The 21,771-nt window shown below is 39.3% G+C and carries 16 protein-coding genes and 1 pseudogene; 15 read left to right on the forward strand and 2 right to left on the reverse strand.

The genetic code is table 11. From position 1 onward, the window contains the following. The first annotated feature begins 482 nt into the window (after nt 1–482). The 7 genes from ACFQ38_RS14745 to ACFQ38_RS14775 all read left to right on the forward strand — a co-directional run bounded on the left by ACFQ38_RS14745 (nt 483) and on the right by ACFQ38_RS14775 (nt 11,585). Complete coding sequence (locus ACFQ38_RS14745; protein WP_381481885.1) at nt 483–1,424, forward strand: diguanylate cyclase domain-containing protein; 942 nt, start codon at nt 483–485, stop codon at nt 1,422–1,424. Next, entirely contained in the window at nt 1,421–2,512 is a 1,092-nt protein-coding gene (locus ACFQ38_RS14750; RefSeq protein WP_381481887.1) for a hypothetical protein, read from the forward strand. Before ACFQ38_RS14745 ends, ACFQ38_RS14750 begins: the two co-directional genes overlap by 4 nt. Continuing rightward, complete coding sequence (locus tag ACFQ38_RS14755) at nt 2,496–3,359, forward strand: GGDEF domain-containing protein (RefSeq protein WP_381481889.1); 864 nt, start codon at nt 2,496–2,498, stop codon at nt 3,357–3,359. The genes ACFQ38_RS14750 and ACFQ38_RS14755 overlap by 17 nt, the downstream gene beginning before the upstream one ends. Next, nucleotides 3,349–5,058, forward strand: a complete 1,710-nt coding sequence (locus ACFQ38_RS14760; RefSeq protein WP_381481891.1) for a DUF2334 domain-containing protein — start codon at nt 3,349–3,351, stop codon at nt 5,056–5,058. The genes ACFQ38_RS14755 and ACFQ38_RS14760 overlap by 11 nt, the downstream gene beginning before the upstream one ends. Further along, a complete protein-coding gene (locus ACFQ38_RS14765) occupies nt 5,051–6,319 on the forward strand; it encodes a glycosyltransferase family 2 protein (protein WP_381481893.1) in 1,269 nt (422 codons plus the stop codon). Before ACFQ38_RS14760 ends, ACFQ38_RS14765 begins: the two co-directional genes overlap by 8 nt. After that, complete coding sequence (locus ACFQ38_RS14770) at nt 6,316–8,436, forward strand: cellulose biosynthesis cyclic di-GMP-binding regulatory protein BcsB (RefSeq protein WP_381481895.1); 2,121 nt, start codon at nt 6,316–6,318, stop codon at nt 8,434–8,436. Before ACFQ38_RS14765 ends, ACFQ38_RS14770 begins: the two co-directional genes overlap by 4 nt. A 119-nt stretch (nt 8,437–8,555) precedes the next feature. Further along, nucleotides 8,556–11,585 (forward strand): ATP-binding protein, encoded by a 3,030-nt coding sequence (locus ACFQ38_RS14775; protein ID WP_381481897.1) that lies wholly within the window; start codon nt 8,556–8,558, stop codon nt 11,583–11,585. A 25-nt stretch (nt 11,586–11,610) separates the two neighbouring features. Here ACFQ38_RS14775 and ACFQ38_RS14780 read toward each other — a convergent pair whose 3' ends face one another. Beyond that, complete coding sequence (locus tag ACFQ38_RS14780) at nt 11,611–12,747, reverse strand: response regulator (RefSeq protein ID WP_381481899.1); 1,137 nt, start codon at nt 12,745–12,747, stop codon at nt 11,611–11,613. A 460-nt stretch (nt 12,748–13,207) separates the two neighbouring features. On the opposite strand from ACFQ38_RS14780, the gene ACFQ38_RS14785 reads away from it, so the two are divergent. The 8 genes from ACFQ38_RS14785 to rsgA all read left to right on the forward strand — a co-directional run bounded on the left by ACFQ38_RS14785 (nt 13,208) and on the right by rsgA (nt 20,894). After that, on the forward strand, nt 13,208–13,357 hold the full coding sequence (locus tag ACFQ38_RS14785; RefSeq protein WP_336822273.1) for a hypothetical protein: 150 nt from the start codon (nt 13,208–13,210) through the stop codon (nt 13,355–13,357). 254 nt (nt 13,358–13,611) lie between these two features. Further along, nucleotides 13,612–14,286 (forward strand): HAD family hydrolase, encoded by a 675-nt coding sequence (locus tag ACFQ38_RS14790; protein ID WP_336822274.1) that lies wholly within the window; start codon nt 13,612–13,614, stop codon nt 14,284–14,286. Nucleotide 14,287: 1 nt separating this feature from the next. Further along, nucleotides 14,288–15,871 (forward strand): GNAT family N-acetyltransferase, encoded by a 1,584-nt coding sequence (locus ACFQ38_RS14795; RefSeq protein WP_336822275.1) that lies wholly within the window; start codon nt 14,288–14,290, stop codon nt 15,869–15,871. Nucleotides 15,872–16,010: 139 nt separating this feature from the next. Beyond that, complete coding sequence (locus ACFQ38_RS14800; RefSeq protein ID WP_336822276.1) at nt 16,011–16,910, forward strand: ABC transporter ATP-binding protein; 900 nt, start codon at nt 16,011–16,013, stop codon at nt 16,908–16,910. After that, on the forward strand, nt 16,911–17,648 hold the full coding sequence (locus ACFQ38_RS14805; RefSeq protein ID WP_336822277.1) for an ABC transporter permease: 738 nt from the start codon (nt 16,911–16,913) through the stop codon (nt 17,646–17,648). Then, complete coding sequence (locus ACFQ38_RS14810) at nt 17,648–18,769, forward strand: sensor histidine kinase (protein ID WP_381481903.1); 1,122 nt, start codon at nt 17,648–17,650, stop codon at nt 18,767–18,769. Before ACFQ38_RS14805 ends, ACFQ38_RS14810 begins: the two co-directional genes overlap by 1 nt. Beyond that, the gene (locus ACFQ38_RS14815; RefSeq protein WP_381481905.1) at nt 18,766–19,368 is read left to right on the forward strand and encodes a response regulator; all 603 of its coding nucleotides are present in this window, start codon (nt 18,766–18,768) and stop codon (nt 19,366–19,368) included. The genes ACFQ38_RS14810 and ACFQ38_RS14815 overlap by 4 nt, the downstream gene beginning before the upstream one ends. A gap of 440 nt (nt 19,369–19,808) precedes the next feature. Beyond that, nucleotides 19,809–20,894, forward strand: coding sequence for a ribosome small subunit-dependent GTPase A (gene rsgA, locus ACFQ38_RS14820; protein ID WP_381481907.1), 1,086 nt, complete (start codon nt 19,809–19,811; stop codon nt 20,892–20,894). A 92-nt stretch (nt 20,895–20,986) separates the two neighbouring features. On the opposite strand, the pseudogene ACFQ38_RS14825 reads toward rsgA, so the two are convergent. Further along, a pseudogene (locus tag ACFQ38_RS14825) lies at nt 20,987–21,451 on the reverse strand (transposase); the annotation flags it as partial. Nucleotides 21,452–21,771 lie beyond the last annotated feature (320 nt).

Below are 21,771 nucleotides of genomic sequence, written 5' to 3' on the forward strand. Positions count from 1 at the left end.
TGTACTTTTGCATCATTATGTGAAGGAATAGGTTGAACTGTTGTTATGGAAAAACAGTGTTCTTTGCGACATCCTCGTCTGGATAGCTAAATAGGATCAAAACCACTCTAATAAGAATAAAAAGCCTTAAAAATTTTGCGTTAAGTAAATTTTTAAGGCTTTTTTTGTGTGTGAATCTCAAACTCTATCTATGACTGAAGCCATGAGAGCTCTTATCGGAATGGAGGGCGACATAATTTCCTACTGAAAAACCAACACAGACTTTTTACTGACTACTATCAAAAAGTTAAGCGGGATAGTCGAGTAACCTTGAAAATTGCACTAATTAGCAAATAGAGGAAAAAGTATGTGTTTTTAGTTGCTTTCTGTGTGTGGGAAAAAGGTAACAAATTGTTAAGTGTTTGATAAGTGTTGAGTAAGCGAATGGTAAGAGTGCCCCTATATGCTTTAAAAGGATTGAAGCGAGTGGGAGGATATGAAAAATGCACCAAAAACATAGCGGCAATGCGCTAACGGTTGATTTTTCAAGTTTAAGCGAAAGTGTTTATGAATTATTAGAAGACGTTTTTATGCTGACTATCTTGGATTTCGAAGGAAAAATAATAAAAGCAAATGAGCGTTTCCAAGAGAGATTTGCGTCTTCTTCTGAATTATATATGCGAGATTTCAAATCATTTCAAGATAAGCGACAATCAACCGCTTTTATACAAAACGCCATAGATATTGCAATGAATGGGGAACGGTGGAAGGGTGAATTATGTTTAGTTTCAAAGAACAGCGTTTCCAATTGGTTTACTTGCTTATTCGTGCCGATTGTACGTAACGAGCATGAACACCAAAATGAAGTCGTATGTCTGCTACTAGAGATTTCTGAGAAAGGCAGCTTAGAACATTGGCAACAATTAGCAACTTGCCATGAAATTACGGGATTGCCAAATCGAAGAATGCTTCAACAGGAGCTCGATGCTCTATCGGAACGGGCAATTCGGACGGATAACCGATTTGCAGTTTTATTCATGGATATTAATCAATTTAAATTAATTAATGATACTTTTGGCCATTCGGTTGGGGATTGGTTTTTAAAAGAGATCGCCGATCGCCTGCAAAAGCTGACTACATTAAGCAACCGGATTTTTCACGTGGGTGGAGATGAGTTTATCTTCTTGATCGAAGAAATCGATCATATTGAATCCAATATAGCAGAAATTATTGAAGTGTTTGATGGCCCATTCACATTGGAATCAATTTACTTTGAAGCCAGTGTCAGTATTGGAATTAGTATTTTCCCAGACCATAGCATACATCCGAAAAGATTAATTGAATATGCGGATACAGCAATGTTTGAGGCTAAATTGGATCGCCGTTTGCCTTATAAAATTTTTGGCAATGAGATCCTTCAACAAAAGAGAGGACGCAACAAATGAAAGGCAGAAATGCAATCGTTGGAATAATTGTGGTGGGCATTGTAACGCTCATACTCTTGAAGCTTTATGTGTTTAAGAAACAGGAAGTCGTCCAAGCGAAAGATCCGTTACCGACAGAGAGTTTTATACAGCAACATTTGATTGCCGATGATGGCCGGATTCGAACAAATATTACAGACCAATCAGAGATTTACCTGTCTGAAACGGTTGGGTTATGGATGGATTACCTGCTAGCAAAGGAAGATTCCGAGCAATTCAATAAGCAAGCAAAAGTACTGAAAAAATACTTTCTAACATCTGATTATTTAGTCGCTTGGGAACTGAAAGGGACAATGAAAGCACCTGCGAATGCATCTATCGATGACTTTCGTATAATGAATGCCTTTTATGAAGCAGGAGAAAAATGGAACAATCGCTCCTATACAAAAATGGCGAGAAAAATGGCGGAAAGTTTATCAAAATACCATTTGCGTCAAGGGTTTCTTGTAGATTATGTCGACTTGGAAACGAAATATCAAGGCACTGAAATAACATTGAGCTACATTATACCTGCAGCGTTTGATCGTTTAAAGGAAGAAGAAGTAATAACGAGTAATACGTATAACTTAACCCAACAACTATTGCTTGAATTACCTAATTCATCTATTGGGTTTTTTCCGAAAACGTATAACGTTCCAACAAAGGAACTGATCTATGACGATCAAGTGAATCTAATTGATCAGTTTTATGTTGGCTATCATCGTGCCCAATGGGGCGGAGATGTCTCGCCTTTGTTAGCATTTGCGAAACAGGCATTCTCGGATGGAGGCGGAATGATCTATGGGAGATACGATGGAGTTACTGGAAGGCCGATCGTTGAATATGAAGCGGTAGCCGTATATGCTCTTGCAATTTTAATGTGTTTAGAAATAGGGGAAGTTGAATTTGCAGAAAAGTTGATCAGTCGCATGAATACATTGCAGGTACGGGACTTTAAACAGCCGTATTATGGAGGATATATCGATCTGCATTCACGCGACACACATACATTCGACAATTTGCTCGCAATGATTGCTGAAAGGAGATGGATCGATGAACAAGCATATTGAGTTGGAAACATATTCTCTTGCTCTTTTTTCTTTACTGCTTGTTGCAGCACAGATGCCAGCGATTTTCCTTTTTAAAGAAGGAGCAATTGGCATCTTTCTTTATTCTTTTTTACTGTTAATCGTTTTAGTATCTCTCTTCAAAGGGACGATTGCAGGACTGCTTTGGTGCTTGCCTTTTTTATTCATAATCGGATCGGTATTAATTTATTCCAATCTGCCTGCAAGCAGTTTGTCAACCAATCTTAATGTTATGCCGTTGCCGTATTTCATGGCATATGGACTTTCTATTGTCATCCTTGTGTTAATTGCTGGCAAGATACATGAACGTGTTACGAGACAGGGGGAAATGGTACACCAGCTGAAAGAAAAAATCCGCCAATTTGTCGCGGTTGATATGGAAACTAATTTTGACAATAAACAAAGGATGGAATTTGAATTGAATGCGGAAATGAAACGGATCAATCGGTATGGTGGTGAATTTACACTTATATTATTGCAAATCGATCATTTTGATTCTTTTCGGAAATTATACGGAGAGAAAGAAAAGGTGCATCTACTCTCCTCTTTATCCAAAGTATTAGGGGAGACGATGAGAGCGACTGATAGGAAATTCCGATATGGTTATGATCGCTTTGCTTTGTTATTGACGAATACGCCGGATGATTCAATCGAAGTGATCTTCAATAAATTAAGCAGCAATCTTAAGACAAATAGGCTGCTCAATGAGAATTATATAACACTTTCTTATCGGCTTGGCCATTCTCTTTACAATCAGTCTTCAGCTTTTGAAAGCGTTGAAGATTTCATAGAGAAAGTGGAAAGTGAGATGTTGTCTCATGAACTTTGATAAACGGATTTTCTTTTTTGTACTAATATGTGCATTATTTCTTTTCGGACCTACGATCTATGCAGAAAATGAAGAGATTAGTATATTGATCGTTTATTCGACAGAAGACGATTTGCCAAATAAAGATATTTTGTTATTGGATGCTACGTTTTCCGCATTTGCAACAGAGCAAACCCTCATTTCGACAGCTGATTTTACTGCTGAACAAATCGAGGGGAGACATGTTGTTGTATATGTCGGTGAAGTTGAAAAAACCTTGCCTTTGGAATTGATAGAATCAATCGATGCATTCAAAGGAAAATTGATTTTTTTAGGGCTGAATGTAGACCAATTCAATGTTTTAATTGATTGGCAAATTATTGGTGATGCTGAAGTTAGGGCAATTGAAAATCATTCACTAGCGACACCTTTATACACTACCCATATCCTTCCTCCGAATGAAAGCGAAACGCTTGCGACCGGAAAGTCGATTGATAAGAACATTCCTTTCATCATTAAAAAAGGAAGAATTTCATATATAGCATCCACTAATTTTGGTGTAGAAGAAAATGCAATTTTATCGAAGTCTATTTATGCACTATTAGAACAAGATCCACCTTCCAATCACCCGGCCTATATCCGGTTAGAAGACATTTCTCCTATTTCAGATTACAAGTTAGTTGAAGAGACAGGAATGTACTTGGCAGATCGTGGTATTCCTTTTTACATGGCGATTATTCCAGTTTATGTAAATAATGAAACAGGTGAACATATTCGCCTCTCTTCCAATAAGAAGCTTGTTGATGTGTTATTGAAGTTGCAGGATAGGGGCGGAATCGTAATCGCACATGGTTATACACATTCCTATCGTTATGAGGAAACTGGCGAGGGCTTTGAATTTTGGGATAGCAAATTAAACCAACAAATTACAACTAAGCGTACAGACGAAATCCCTCCTCCAATAAGACAACGTGAATCATTTCTTAATGACGCGTCTTTTGATAAATACACAAAAGAGATGAAACAAATTGAGAGGAATTATGTAGAGCAGAAGCTTCAAAAGTCAATTGAAGATTTATATGAGATCGGATTATATCCTTTAGCGTTTGAAGCGCCTCATTACACGATGAGCTCAAATGGATATGAAGTAGCTTCTCAATCATTTTCGGCGATTTTTGGTCAGATCCAATTAAGTGATACGGATTGGGAAGTAATGGATGCTCCTCTATTTATAGGGAAACCAAGCATATTGAATGGAATGACGTTATTTCCAGAAACAATTGGCTATGTTGACCCACTATCTTCAGTAAATCCACTTCAAGATATGGAGCAATCAATCAATCGTTTAAAAACTGTACCGGGGTCAATAATTGGGGGTTTCTACCATCCTTATTTAGGCATTGAATATTTACCGCAAATGCTCGAGTTAATTGAGTCTACGGGAAATATTGAATGGATTGATCTGAGAAATACTGAACAGTTCGCGAAGACGAAATATGTAACAATCCATCAAACAGTTAAAGATGGTCTTACCGTTTCTTCTACCAAAAGTAAATGGGATGACGTTTTAACACAATTTGCAGAGCGCCCTTTTGAAGCGGCACTGTGGATTATGTCTTTCGTTGTTATGGCGTTCATAATGGCTTTTTTCATCCATATAGCCACTTTACGCATGCGATTGAAAAAAAGATTATTCAGGGAGAGGGAATCTATTGGCTAATACGCTCTTTTATACAGCGCTCATTTTAATATGGGGAATGCTGCTTTATCATATGTTTTTAATGCAAGGGGGGTATCGTCATTTCAAAACCTTTGATCGAAAAATCCCTGAATGGAGTAAGAATATGAAGAGCTTGCCGACGGTGAGTGTTTTCATCCCTGCGCATAATGAGGAAGTCGTAATTGAACAGACGTTAAAAGCGATGTCACGCCTGTATTACCCGAAAGACAAATTAGAAGTCATTGTCATTAACGATAATTCATCGGACAGGACGGGAGAGATAGGGCGGTCTTTCAGTGAGAAATTTCCATTCAAAAAAGTAATCGAAACGAGGCCGCCGAATCGGGGAAAAGGTAAATCATCTGCTTTGAATGAGGCACTTAGTCAATCGACGGGTGATGTGATTGTTGTTTATGATGCGGACAATACTCCTGAAAAAATGGCAGTTTGGAATCTTGTAATGGGATTGGTTAATGACCCAAAAGCGGCTGCTGTCGTAGGAAAGTTTCGGGTGATCAATGCTAAAAAAACATGGCTCACCCGGTTCATAAATATCGAAACGATCTGTTTTCAGTGGATGGCTCAAGCTGGAAGATGGAAGTTATTTAATATCGCTACAATTCCTGGAACCAATTTTGCGATTCGGAGATCTGTAATGGAACAATTGGGCGGTTGGGACGTGAGGGCGCTTGCTGAAGATACTGAATTGACTGTTCGCGTGTATAACTTAGGCTATCATATCCGCTTTTTCCCAGCTGCGATTACGTGGGAGCAGGAGCCCGAGACGTTAGGTGTTTGGTGGAAACAACGGACGAGGTGGGCAAGGGGGAACCTATACGTCGTCTTGAAGTTTTTAAGTCGAATTTTCAAATTGAAAAGGAAGCGCATCATCTTCGATCTTTTTTATTTCTTTTTCACCTACTTTCTATTCTTCTTTGGGGTTATCGTTTCAAATGCTCTTTTCATCATCAATTTGTTCTACGATTTGAAATTGTCAATCGGAAACGTAGCAGTCGTGCTTTGGGGTCTCGCATTCCTTCTCTTTTTGGCTGAAGTCATGATTGCATTAAGTATTGAAAAAGATGAAATGAATCGGAGTAATTTTTTTTGTGTCATTTTAATGTATTTTACTTATTCACAAATGTGGATCGTGTTAGTCGTCTATTCATTGTTTTTAGAAATGAAACGTGTCCTTTTCCGACAAGAGGTCCGTTGGTATAAAACAGAGAGATTTTCACAGAAACGAGGAGATGTGCAATGAGAACATTCAAGATGGGAAGCTTTATATTTGCTATTGTTCTAATCATTTGCTGTTTATTTACAAACAGTGTTGCGAAAGCGAATTATGAAATACAGATGGATGATATAAAGGTTGCGAAAGAAGCGGTTTCACCATCTATAAACCGCCATGTCATTACAAACCAACCGTTGGAATTATATGGCCCTGAACAGGAAGCAACATTTTATTATGAAATCCGTTCAACCGTGGATGAGAGCGGTAATGAATTGGTTTTAAAACTAAAACATTCTGAACTATTGATTGAACCTTCTTCTGTATCGGTAAGCATTGACGATGAGAAAGTGAAAACAATTGCATTGAACAATGAACAACTGACAAATCAGCTCACGATACCTTTGACTGGAAACCATCTATCAAAAGGGTTTCATAAAGTAACTGTCTCTTTTCATGGCATTCTAAAAGAAGGCGTTTGTGTAGATCAAGAGACATCTGGAAACTACTTGATGATTGGAATTGATTCCTATATTCAATTGAGTGGAGAAGTGCCAGGAGAAGCATCATTATCAGACTATCCATCTTTATTTACAATGAATGGCAATGCCAATGTTACAATTGTTTTGCCGGATTTGGCTTCATTAGGGACGAGGAATAGCGGAACAGCTTTAGGTGCTTTTTTAGCAGAGCGTGCAAATGTAGAAATTATTCGTGAATCGAAGTTAGAAACTGTTAAAGGCAATCTCATTTTTATAGGAGCACAGGATGAATTTGTTTCAGAGAAAATGAAAAAGTTGCTATCCAAGGCAGAAGTAAAAGCCCCGGCAGAAGGTCTTGTTTTATCCCTTCATCATATTGTCGGCAATGGCGGCACTGTTGATTCATTGATCGTCACGGGCAAGTCGCCAGAACAGATTGAAAAACGTATGGAGATTCTTCTGAATGAACAGTATAGTAAACAATTAATAGGGCAGAAGATGGAAGTAAAATCTGAACCAGCAAAAACTACAAAAGAAAATGGAGAGATTGTTACTTTTAAATCTCTTGGTGTTGGAAATTTAACTTTTGACCGTTTTAACAAAAAAAGTGAAACTTACTTCGGTTATGCTCCTTCCTCGATACCAAATGACAAGAATGCCCAATTGGAACTTCGTCTAAAACGTTCCGAAACACTTGGTCAGATAGATGAAGAGTTGTCTACTAGCGTTACGAACCAAGCGCCGGAGTTGGTTATTTTTGTTAATGAGATTCCTCATTCTATAAATTTACAAAATCTTGGTGAGGAAGAGGATGGCATCTATACAGTTACATTGCCCATTGAGAGAAATGTTATAAAAAATAATAGGATGATTTCATTAAGCTTTGAAGCGAACGGGTTGAGGGTGAAAAATCCTTGCTTTAGTTTTGATGATAATCGTTGGGTATACGTGATGGATGACAGTTTTATTTCATTCCCAAACAATGATGCTGCAGACGCGGGAATGCTATCAAGCTTCCCTTTTCCGTTTAGTGAACGAACAAAAAAGATGATGATCATCTTGCCGGCGGCAGTAGAAGTGGATGATGATGATTTATTAACGTTATACAATTCGCTTGTCGTTAATGGACGTGTCCCACTTGTTGAATTGGCGGATGGAGGGCAACTTAAAGACGATGAGTTAGGCGATCAACATTTGCTGTTTATTGGTGGACTTGCAAATCAGCCAGTGCTTGAAAAGCACGCTGATGACCTAATTGTTTCTCACAAAACTGGTGTGCCTAATTTTCAACCGTTCGGCTTTTTGCAAGAGGCAGTCGATTATTACAGTTGGATGCAAGAAAGCCCATTCAGCAAAGATCATCTAATGATGATGATTGGTCAAATGGGCGAGACCGAAAAAAAGATCAATGATAAACTTCTTGACTCCATTAAAAATTTAGAAGACCCTGCAACAATTGCAGTTCAAACGAAGGACCAGCGCTTCTATACAAATGCCATGCAAGTAAGTAGCATGGCTGGGGAATTGAAAAGCAAACAAACACAGACAGAGGGAAAAGAGTCTGTTGTTTGGTGGTTTGTAGGGTTTGCAAGTCTACTTATTATGATTCTGATTGTACTTATAGTTGTGAAAAGAAATAGGGAAAGGAATCGATTGGAAGTATGAACTATAGGTGATCATTCGAGACCCAGAGAATTGGAAAACTCCACGGGAGAAATGAAGTCACCAATCGTCTTCTTTGAAGATCGTCCGGATTCCATTTCATAAAGAGCGGACAGGTGATTATGAAAAAGCAAAATATCATTGCCGTTATCTTGCTGTTTATCATTGCGCTGACGGCATTGCGACTTGGATGGGTTTGGAAATATCAAACTGCACATGACTCGCTGATTGAGAAGGGAATATTGGATCTTCGTCATTCGAATTTCAATGAAGATGAAGTAGTTTTATTGAAAGGAGAATGGCTCTTTTTTCCTTCTGAATTTCTTACTTCTGACGAAATTAGGGAAAAAGCAGAGGGAAATACTGTAATGGTTCCGGGAAATTGGGAGAAGGGATTTCCAAAAGATGAACAATTACCGAAAGGATTTGGGACATATCATCTTCGTATACTTTTACCGGACGCGGAACAGCAGGCTTTCCGGATGTATGCAAAGCAAATAAAAGTGGCAGCGAATGTCTTCGTGAATGGTGAATTGAAGAGCAGTAGAGGGAAGATAGCTGAAAACGACATACTTGCCATTTCGGACTACCGACCGATGGACATATGGCTTGAGCCTGTGGATGGCGAAATCGATTTAACAATACAAGTGGCGAACTTTTCTTCAAATAAATCCGGGGGCATAACAGAGAATATACTATTTGGCAAGGAAGAAGCGATCGGAACGGCAAAGACGAAAACAGTGGCGACGCAATTTATCGCTGCTGCGATTCTTTTGCTGCATTCAATTTACGCGCTCGGGGTTTATGTCTTATTTTCACGACAGAAAGAATTGCTTTATTTATCATTGGCAACTTTCTTTGGAGGGCTATCCATACTTTTTGATGATGATCGAACGATTATGTATATTATGGAAGTCAATGGATATGAATGGCTCATTAAATTGAACTTAATGATGTATGTAATGGCTCTATTTTTTGCTTTCTATTTTATAAGATCCATCTTTCCGGAAGTTTGGGGTCGAGTGCGTTTTGGTAAAATGATCAATCCAATCATTTGTATGTATATGACAACCCTTCTGCTCTTGATTATATTGGCAGAAAGAAGTGTCTATAAATTTCCAATGGCAATCTTCATGCTCGGCATCCCTATCCTTATCGTAATTATCGTTTTCAAAGCTTTTGGGGACCGACGGGAAAGAGGCTATATATATTTGCTCTTAGGAGCGACAGCAGTCGGGCTAAGTGCTTTGTGGGGAATTATAAAAACCAATTTTTCATTAGTTTATCCATATTATCCTTTTGACATTTTAATAGGTATTGCTATGCTCACAATGTTTTTTGTCAATCAGTTTTTCAGGACCTCAAACGAAAATGAACGATTGGTTATCCGTCTGCAGAAGATGGATAAACAGAAGGATGATTTTCTCTCAAATACATCACATGAGTTAAGGAACCCGCTTCACGGCATCATCCATATTTCGGAAGCCGTATACGAAGCAGAGAAGAAAAGCATATCTGATGAGAGCCGCAGAAACCTAAAAATAGTCCAAACGCTCGGAAGGCGGATGTCTTACATTTTAGATGATTTACTTGATTTAACGAAACTGAAGGAAAATAGAATCGAGCTGCAGTTGAAAGATGTCAGCATTTCTGCAGTCGTCCTAAGCATATTTGATACTTTAAACCATTTGGCAGCTAATAAAAACATTGAGCTTTCCTTATCAATACCTGAACAAACTCCTTATGTGGAGGCAGATGAAAATCGGCTGTTCCAAATTCTATATAACTTAATTCATAATGCATTGAAATTTACAGTAGAAGGTAAAATTACCGTCACTGCTGACTGGGACGGTTCGTTTGTCAATATTCATGTAATCGATACAGGAATTGGCATAGATGAAGAAGTGCAACAATCAATATTTCTTCCTTATTACCAAGCCGATCCAAGCACAACGTCGATTGGTGGCGGCATTGGTTTAGGGTTAAGTATTTGCGACCAACTTGTACAGCTGCATGGAGGCACGATTTCTGTTCAATCAACATTAGGAAAGGGATCTACTTTTACATTTTCGTTGCCTAAAGGAAGCGGGAAAACAGAACAAACACAACAATTCCCTATCATACAGCTAATGCAGGAAATGAAGCAGACTACAAATGCAGTCGATCGGAAACGTATTTTAGTCATCGATGACGATCCTTTGAACTTGGAAATTATCGAACGTCTTTTACAGTCAGAAGGCTACTTTGTGAAAACATGCCCGAACGGGAAAGCGGCTTTGGAACAATTGAACGGTACTGTTTGGGATTTAATTTTATCGGATATTATGATGCCGAGCATGTCGGGATATGAATTGACAGAGAAAATACGGAAACGCTACAGCATAACTGAACTCCCGATCTTATTAATAACTGCAAAAAGTCAGGTGGAAGATATGCAAATCGGTTTTGCTTGTGGAGCAAATGATTATGTAACAAAACCAGTTGATAAGCGAGAGTTGCTAATGCGTGTGAAACTGTTGATTGATTTAAAAAGCTCCGTTAACGACCAGGTACGATTAGAAGCTGCTTGGCTGCAAGCGCAGATTCAGCCGCATTTTCTATTTAACACATTGAATGCGATCGCCGCCTTAAGTGAAGTAGATCTTCCGAAAATGATGAGGCTTTTGGATGAGTTCGGCAACTATCTGAACTCAAGTTTCATATTTCAAAATGTCAATAAAGAAGTGCCGTTGGAAAAGGAAATCGAACTGGTGAAATCGTACCTGTTCATTGAGCAGGCGAGATTCGATGATCGGCTAATTGCGAACTTTAATATAAATGTTCAATCAAAAGTAAACATCCCACCGCTGTCATTGCAAACGATTGTTGAAAATGCTGTAAGGCATGGTGTTCTCAAACGTCCGGAAGGTGGCACAGTAACGATTACAATTTTGGAGAAAGAGAATTACGTCATTATCGAAGTGGAGGATGACGGTGTTGGAATGTCAGATAAGCAAATTACAAACTTGTTTGTGGAAGAAAAACCTGGCAAAGGAATCGGCCTTATGAACACAAATAAACGTTTGAAGCAACTTTATGGCAAGGGTCTCTTTATTAAAAGTATAGAAGGGATCGGTACTTCCGTATCTTTCGTTATCCCAATAAAAGGATAAAGACGCCATTTTGGGCGTCTTTTCTTCACTCTTCTAATCCGATGGCAGTTTCATATAGTTTTTGAGTTGTCTGATCTGGCGTAATGCCGAGATCCTCTAACAAATTATTTGCGAATGTATGATAAATTGTAATTGCTTTCCCTCGATTGCCCATATCCATATAACAGTTCATTAGTTGCTGGATAATATGCTCAGAGTAAGGACTGTATTGCAATAAACGGTGTAAGTAGGTTATTTTTTTCTGCTCAGTACCTATTTTCATGTCATAGTAGGCAATTATTTTTTGCAGTAATTGCATGTATAGAGTACGGTAGTATTCGACTTTTGGCAATGCCCATTCATAGCCGTTTTGCTCCATATAGTCGCCTTTATAACGATCTACTACATATTCCAAAAATGCTATATTGTCTTCATTGACAGTCGTATGGTCATGAAAAGCTTGCTCCAATTCAATCGCATCACATTGGAATTTATCAAGTTCCATCGCATAGCTTTCATTTAGAAAAGTAAGGGCATCCGGGTAGCCGATTGACTTCAATGTTTTCCGTAAATAGGATATTGATGTATGCAATTGGACTTTCGCCTTGCCGTATTCGATGTCAGGCCAAATTGCATAGATGATCGAGTCTCGATGAATGTAGGTTTGGTGGTTTGCGATAAAAAATGCAAACAGCTCCCTCGCCTTCGCAGTTCTCCATTTCACGGGCGAATCGTCCTCGTATACGACAAATTCTCCGAAGCATTTGACCCGTAGGAGTGAATCTATGTGCTTGTTTTTGGCTTCCGTATTACTACTTGCTGTTAGTTGCCGTTCGAGTCTCGTAATTGTCTTTTGAAGCCGGTCCGTTAAAAGCGGTTTCAGTAAATAATCAATTGAATGAAGCTCGAAAGCCTGGACGGCATAATCTCTAAAAGCAGTGCAAAAGACAATTTGAATATCGGAATTCCAATCATGGATGATTTCAGCCAATTCCAATCCATTCAATCCGGGCATTTCAATGTCTAAGAAGGCAGTATTAAAATCAATGCGCCGCATTTCTTTCAAAACGTCAGTGGCATTTGTGAAAGCTTTTACGACTTCAACATTGTCAAAGTCATTCAATTTCCTTTGCAAATGTTGCAAAGAAAGCTTTTCATCATCAACAATGATCGTTTTAATCATACCATCCCTCCACATTTCCGCCAGAATTAACCTATTTCCATTATCGCAATTATCATTCTTCCAATCAAGATAGGGTTTTATGTTATCTATCTTGACCATGTATGAAAATAGGCCGTTGAAAACCTACTCGTTACGTCAGTAAATTTTCCTGCTTGTCTGAACCAATCCCGTTTGCGATACAATAGCTCCTGCCATGATAAATCCTCCCGTTACGCTAAAAACAGCCTCATAACATCGTCAACTAATCTTCCTTACTGCTGAAAACAGTTCAAGAGAGAATAAACCTTACCGAATAATACCATTATGCATAATCCCAATTTTTAAAGCGCCAAGCACAATAAAAATTCGATACATGGAGGAAATGCATATAGATCGTCATTTTCTCGAAATATAATAGAGTACAACCTTATATTGTGAGGGTGGTTGGTTATCACTTCTTCGTTGGAAGGAGGTGATTTCCATGGAGCTTTTCCTTGATTTTCTAAAAGAAGTTCTGAAAGGGATCATTCGCGTTACGAGCGGGCATTACTTTCAGATGAAATTTTTAGAAGAAAGGAAAACCACCCCCCGCCGTCACAAGCAAAAGGGTGGTTTTCAAAACAAAAAATAATTTTTGACAACCGCCACCCTGATGGTAGAGGTTGTAGGGAGAAGTGTTCAGTCACTTCTCTCTAATATTATATGCCTATCTTAAGAGATGATATACAATTTTTCAAATGAAATGGATGGCTTTTATCAAATATGCAGTCGTTGGAATCATCTATTGTATAGGCGATCTGCAATTCCTATATGGACAGGCAAAAATGCTAACTATATACTTGAAAGAGTTGAAGATTTCTGATTCTTGGTGAGGGGGGAGAGTTCGTGTCGATTCAGGCGATAATTTTCGATTTGGATGGAACGCTATTAGACCGGGATGCTTCGCTACTGCAATTTATTGATTATCAATACGAAGCAAGGAATGCTGCGATTGGCCATATTCCAAAAGAAATATTCACTAAGAAGTATGTTGAGTATGATGCCGGCGGTTATGTATGGAAAGATGAAGTGTACAAGCGATTGATTGATGAATTTACGATTGACTTGCCATTCGACGATTTACTAATAGAGTACACACAAGAATTTTTTCGTTTTTGCATTCCGTTTCCATATATGGAAAAAACATTGAATGAATTGAAAAAGAAAGGTTATAAAATAGGGATGATTACGAATGGCAGAACGGCATTCCAAAACGGCAATATAGATGCTTTGCGTATACGACATTTTTTTGATGAAATCTTAATTTCTGAAGAAGAAGGAATTAAGAAACCGGATAGCGAAATTTTTAAGCGGGCAGCAGAACGATTAGGAGTAGAGCGTGCGAATTGTGTATTCGTTGGGGATCATCTTGAAAATGACGTTCGGGCTTCGATTGCGGCAGGTATGATTGGTGTTTGGAAAAGAAATAAAGATGAAAAGCATAGTGAAGCGGAGTATATAGTAGATTGTTTGTCTGAAATTCCGCTGTTCATTGAAAAGAAATTAAAGGGGTCGGACTAACATGATCGATATTCGACAATTGGATTTGGAGAAAGATAGAAGAATCATTATTACTTCTGATATACATACGAATTTGCCATTATTTAAAAGACTACTTGAAAAAGTGGAGTATTCAACCGAAGATTATTTGTTCATTGTCGGTGACTTATGTGAGAAGGGGCAGGACAGTCTTAGTACCATTGCTTATGTTAGGGAGCTTTCCGCACAGTCGGATCGTGTATTCATTACAAAAGGAAATTGCGATGTTGTCCATGACTATGTCTTTAATAATGTAGAAGGCGTTAAAAATTATATGACGCAACGAAAAGATTCCATTTTGAATGAAATGCTTGCTGCGCAAGGCAAAAGTTTGGAGGAATTTGCCTCATTAGACGAGTTGGGACAGTTTTACCTCACGCATTACCGAGATGAAATCGAATGGTTGAATAGCTTGCCGATTGCTTATGAAACGAATGACTACATACTCATCCATGCTGGCATAGAAAATATACAGAATTGGAAAGAAACGACCTATGAAGTCGCTTTATATACACCCTCATTCTATGAAAAAGGACATCAAGCTGACAAAATAGTTATCGTAGGACATTGGCCAACCGTTAATTATCGAGCAAATACGGTTAGTTCAAACAATCCTGTCATCGATTTAGAAAACAGGATCATTTCGATGGACGGAGGAAATCGAATTAAAAGGGACGGCCAATTAAACGCCATCCTCATAGAAGGCGAAGAAATTTCTTATACATATGTTGATGACTTGAAAGAACAAGTTGTTTATGCAACTCATACTGATAAGACAGGGAGAATCGGCACCGTCACGTATCCGAATTATGAATTGAAAATTATTCGAGAAGAGCCTTTCTTTACGCTTTGTGAAAATAAAACACTCGGCATTGAGCAATGGATTAAGAATGAATTTATTCAGGATGGGGTTTGCAAAGGCGACATAAGCACAACAATGTTGTCTGTTCGTGAAGGAGAAACTGTATCGATTGTCCATGATCAATGCGAAGGCTATGTTTTAGTTAAAAAAGGCGACGGTACGGTCGGATGGATACCGAAAAAATGCTTGTCACCAGAAGTGCAAATACGGAAAGCTGTCGCTGGAGATGAACAGCAAATTGCTGACGTGTGCATCGATGCACAATGGGCAACTTACAGTGAAATATATGACAAGTCTTATATAGAAGGCGTCATTGAGAAGTTCTATACACCAGCGCGGATCCGGCAAGAAATTATGGAGACGAGCGAGGAATGGAACGGGTATTTTGTTGCTGTTCAAAATGGCAAAATTGTCGGTGCAATTGGCGGCGGTATGATTGATGCGAAAGTGGCTGAAGTTTTTGTCCTTTATTTAGACCCAACAATGCGCGGGCAAGGAATTGGCTCGAAACTGCTTTCTTATTTGACAGATATTCAAAAGCAATCTTATGGAGCGGAAGAACAATGGGTTTCCGTCACGAAAGGCAATGGAAAAGGCATACCTTTCTATGAGGCGCGCGGCTTTGTAAAAATGGAAGAGCGTATGAGTTATGAATCACGCCCAGAAGATCAAGCAGTTTCGCTACGAATGAAAAGAAAATTATGATTCATAGGGTACAAGCTATCTGCAAAATGGTAGCTTGTGCTTTTTAAATTACATGACAACTGTCATCTAAGACGATGACATTGCTTACTTAAAATCCATTTACCGTTCTCATATGATGGTTTACAAGGGGAGGGATTTCATGGTATGCACGATTGAAATAAGCAATCTAACAAAAAGTTTTAAAGGAAAGAAAGCTGTTGATGATGTTTCTTTTACGGTCAGCGAAGGGGAAGTTGTAGCGCTCTTAGGTCCGAATGGTGCTGGTAAAAGTACAACGATGCACATGATGTTAGGGCTATTAGAGCCGTCTGCAGGAACAGCGAAATTATTTGGTCTCGTTCCGAACGATCGGCGAGTTCGTGAGCGTATCGGTGTAATGCCGCAACATATCAACCTAATTGACGCGTTAAAAGTGAAAGAGCTCATCTCCTTGTTCAGGAATTATTATGCAAACCCATTATCGTTGGAGGAACTGGTCGGCATTACCGGGCTGACAGGAAATGAGTTAAGTAAACGGACGGATAAACTGTCAGGGGGGCAAAAAAGGCAAGTAGGTTTTATGCTATCGCTTGCTGGAAATCCAGATGTTCTTTTTTTCGATGAACCGACAGTTGGAATGGACAGTACAGTCCGTAAAAAGTTTTGGAAAAAGGTGAAGGAGCTATCGGCAGAAGGGAAAACAATTCTTTTTTCTACACATTATCTTCAAGAAGCGGATGATATTGCAACACGCATCATTTTATTCAACAAAGGGAAGGTCATTGCAGATGGATCGCCGGAAGAAATTAAAGTAAACCATTTACAGCAAACGGTCTCTTTTCGTGCGAAGGAGAGCATTCACGAAGGACAATTGGATAAGTTGCCGAATGTAAAAGCGGTAAATGTCGTGAACGGCTCGTATTCCATATTGACGGATAATGCAGATGCAGTTTTGGCAGAGCTATTTGCAATGAAGATTGGCATTAAGGATATTGGAATTAAAAGAGGTAGTTTAGATGATGTATTTGAACAATTGACGGACAAAGAGGGGGTTTCTTAAATGAAAATGTTAATGAATGAATGCAAAATTGAAGTACTCCGGATTTTTAGAAACCCATATTATGTTTTTTGGTCCTTGTTCATGCCAATATTGTTTTATTTCATTTTTACAAAAGTGTTGAATACAAATATGGATGATCAAGCGTTATGGAACCGCCACTTTCTAATGTCCATCGCTGTTTTCAGTGTGATGGGCAGTTCGATTATGACGTTAGGAATTCGAATGGTGCAGGAAAAAAGTTCAGGCTGGACGACGATGGTGAAAGTGACGCCACTTCCAAGTGTGAGTTATTTTTTTGCGAAAATGATTGGGCAGACATCGGTCCACATATTTTCGATCTTAGTTATTTTTTTAGCCGGTGTCGTCATTAATGGTGTATCGATGCAGATTCATGAATGGTTTTTTTCGGGCGCTTGGATATTAATTGGCTCATTTCCGTTTCTTGCAATTGGTGTGTTGATTGGTACGATGTCGAGAGTAGATACGGCTTCCGGGGTTAGCAATCTACTTTATCTTTCGATGGCGATAACAGGCGGCCTATGGATGCCAATGGAAGCATTGCCGAAAATTGTGCAGCAGATTGGGGAGTACTTGCCGGCTTTTCACTACGGCAGTGGCGCATGGTCCATTATACGCGGGGGCGTTCCCGAAATTAAAAATTTTGTGTTTTTGTTCATTTATCTTGTCCTTTTCATGGTATTATCGGCTTATATTAGAAGGAGACAGGAAGTGGTGTAATGGCGAAGAAAATCAAAGTTTTTCCGAAACGATTCGGCATGGCCCCTTATGTTTTTTTAGTTTATTTATTAATGCCGCTCTATTTTATAATACAGGAAGAAGGAGGAAAGGCAGCAATTGGCTATGCTTTATTGTTGCTTTTTCTACTCTCTTATCGGCAATTATACAATTGGAAAAGTGATGGAAAGTTCTCGTTATGGCTAATTGTGCAGGGTTGCGTGATCGTACTTCTTTCAATATTTTATCATCCCAATAATTTATTTTTAGGATTTTACATATCAAATTTCATTAGTTGGTATGAAAGAGAGAAAAACTTTAAACGGGCAATTGCCGTATTCACACTCGTATACGTAGGAATGATTTCCTATATAACGTATGCATATAACATTCAAAACGTGCTTTTCCAATTACCCTTTATCATTGTAATGCTCATTTCCCCTTTTGCAATCCGGAATATGAATGCGAAAATGGAGTTGGAAAGCCGGTTGGATGAAGCGAATGAACAAATTAGGACGCTCATTAAAAGAGAAGAGCGGATCCGCATCGCACGGGATCTTCACGATACATTAGGACATACTTTATCGTTAATTACATTGCAAAGTCAGGTTATTCAAAGAGTGGCTAATCATCCGGAAAAAGTGAAGACAGAAGCTGAGGGCATTGAAAGAACGTCGAGAACTGCACTTCAGCAAGTACGGGAACTCATTTCGGATATGCGGGTCATTACAGTTGAAGAGGAAATAGCTGAAGCAGAAAAGATTTTGCAAGCGGCGAATATACAATTGCATCTTCATATGCAGGATACTTTGCCCAATATTTCATTGTTGCAGCAAAAGATTATTGGGATGTGCATACGAGAAGCCTCCACGAATATTGTGAAACATAGTAAAGCGAATAATTGTTTTTTGCGAATCGGACGTGATGAAAGCAAGCTGTCGTTGTTCATTCAAGATGATGGGGTCGGAATCCGTGATCAGCAGTGGGGGAATGGTCTGAAAGGTATGGAGGAACGGCTTTCTCTAATAGAAGGAGAACTGTGTGTGGATTCTGAAAAGGGGACGATTTTGCGGATTTCGATACCCATTGTCGTCAAAACCGAGGAAGGGGTTGTTGTGCTATGATTCGAATCGTCATTGCGGAAGATCAGCGAATCCTTCGTGGTGCTTTAGGGACGCTATTGGATTTTGAAAAAGATATAGAAGTGATCGGTCAAGCGGAAAATGGAGAGCAAGCATTGCAAATGGTGCAATCATTACAACCGGATATTTGTCTTTTGGATATTGAAATGCCTGTGAAAAGCGGTTTGGAAGTGGCGGATGAGTTGCAGAAAAATGGTTCCGCTTGCAAGGTAATCATTTTAACGACGTTTGCTCGCCCGGGCTATTTCGAACGTGCTATGAAGGCAAAGGTTCATGGGTATTTATTGAAGGATGGGTCCATTGACGACTTATCGGCGGCGATTCGCAAAGTAATGGCAGGTGGACGTGAATTTGCACCTGAGCTCATAATGAATACGTACCATTCGGATAATCCATTAACTGACCGGGAAATCGAAGTATTGCAGCTGTCCGTGGATGGGAAAACGTCTAAAGAAATTGGTGAGGAGCTGTTTTTATCAGCAGGAACAGTACGCAACTATATGTCTGAAATCCTTCAAAAAGTAGGGGCGAAAAATAAAATTGAAGCGATAGGCATTTGTCGAGAAAAGGGATGGATCTAGCGGATCTCAAATGTTAAGCAGGGGCAGTAAAAGATTGATTCGCAAACTGAATCGCCCGTTGTAACTCCACAACTGCTCGATCCGCAACTACACCCGCTGTTGCCTCCTACCGACCGCTCGATCCACAGTTACAAGCGCTCATTTCATCCTGCTAATCGCCCGAGATGCAAATTCAACCGACAAATGTAACTCCACAAAAATAAATACATATAAATTCCTTATTGACTCCAAATTTTTTATTTGTTACTCTATATTTATCTTTCAGAAAGTAGGTGATGTTTTATGGTGACAATCAAAATGGCTATTGTAAATAGGATTGGATCCATGCATTCACCTGCCATGCCTGTATAGAAGGCATGTTTATTCTGTTATGCGCGTGAAAGCATGGGATCCGATCGGGACCATGCTTTTTTATTTGTGTATAACAGGAGGAATTACAATTGAATCAGTTGATAGAATATGGTTGGAATGAAGAACGTCAAAAGTATTGGAACGATTACATCGTGTCTGGCGGAGAAAAAAATTACGTAGCCGGCCGTGTTACACTTGAGCATAAAAGGATGTATAGAGTTGCTACAGCAGAGGGAGAATGGCTATCTGTCTGTTCTGGAGCTTTTCAGCATGCGGCGTTTGAGCGGCGGGATTTCCCAGCAGTAGGGGATTGGGTAGCTGTAGAGAAAATGCCGGGCGAGGAGCGAGGGATTATTCATACAGTATTGCCACGAACTTCTCTTTTTTCAAGGAAAGCTGCGGGAACTACGATTGCGGAGCAAATGATCGCAGTGAATGTCGATATCGTTTTTCTTGTTATGTCTATGAATGATGACTTCAATGTACGGCGATTAGAACGTTACTTAGTGGCGGCTTATGATTCCGGCGCATTGCCAGTCATTGTCTTAACGAAAATGGATTTGTGTGACAATCCGGAATTGTATATAGAAGAAGCGCAGCAAACTGCAATTGGTTCAGATGTTGTAGCGGTTAGCGTCGTGACAGGAGATGGAATCGATACTCTATCTAAAATGCTGAAGAACGGAAAAACTGCAGCTCTATTAGGCTCATCGGGTGTCGGTAAATCATCGCTTATTAACGCTTTCTGTGGAGAGGATCGTATGGCGGTACAAGGGATACGGGAAGACGATGCGAAAGGTCGGCATACGACGACGCACCGTGAATTAATTAAAATTCCAACAGGCGGTATTTTAATCGATACGCCGGGTATGAGAGAGTTTCAATTATGGAATGAAAGTGAAAGCTTGGATTCAGGCTTTAAAGATATTGAGACCTTGGCAGAAGCTTGCAAGTTCCGGGATTGTGGACACCGCTCAGAGCCGGGCTGCGCAATCCAGGCAGCACTTGCAAAAGGTGTTTTGCCGATAGAGCGATATGACAATTACTTGAAATTGCAAAAAGAACTTGCCTTTTTAGATAGAAAAATGGATCGCCAAGCACAAATTGCCGAAAGGAATAAGTGGAAACAAGTAACGAAAGGAATGCGGAAGCACCCTTCAAAGAAAAAGAAATGAATTTAGAGGCTGGGACATAACGAACTTCAAATAAGGAAAAAGAGAAATTGAGCTCGCTCAATTTCTCTTTTTCCTGTTTTTTTACGGTAACCTTACTGGTTGGCCGTGAATTTCCGTAAATTCACGGCCATTAGCGCAAGGCCCATTTCGTTTTCAACCTTCGATTTTCCTCGAACGGAAAATCGAGTGAAACGCAAATTAGCCTTTAAAAATCCAAAAACTGGTTCTACGTCAATTGTTCGCTGACGATAAATTGAATCTGTTTTTTCTTCTGAAAGCCTTTCTCTTACATATTCTTTTTGCTGTTCCCACTTCTTGTTCACCATTAGTGTTCGATTGTTTCCTTCTTTTGCTTTCGTACACAATGAACGAAATGGGCACCCTGAACAGTCTTCGCATTCGTAAACTTTAAATTCTCGCGTGAAACTAGACTTATCCGTGCGGACAGAGTGATATTTAAATGGGAGGCGCTGCTGATTCGGGCATAAGTACACATCATTTTCTTCATCATACTGCCAGTTTGCAGAATTGAATTTGTTCGTTTTGTATTTCTTCTTTGTTTTATTTTGGGGTTATGTCATTTAGTGAATATTTATGAGTTTGTGAGTAATGAGGTTTATGTGTTTTTGAAGAGGTTAATGCGTTATTTATGCAATTTATGCTCGTTTGGGAAGCTCTATGCGCAATCGATGTTATTTATGCTCCATGCAATGACACTTATGCGTATTTGAAATGATTTATGCGTTTTCGAATAAAAGAATCTGTTGCTCCTATAAAAGGGGCTGTCCAGAAAGTCAGTGAAAACTGATTTTCTGTGATAGTCCCTTTCTGGTTGGAGAATAAATGGGGAACCCCTGACAACCGTCGCTTTCCGTTC

Origin of the sequence: Sporosarcina contaminans, assembly GCF_042679045.1 — a bacterium.
Taxonomy (GTDB): Bacteria; Bacillota; Bacilli; order Bacillales_A; family Planococcaceae; genus Sporosarcina; species Sporosarcina contaminans.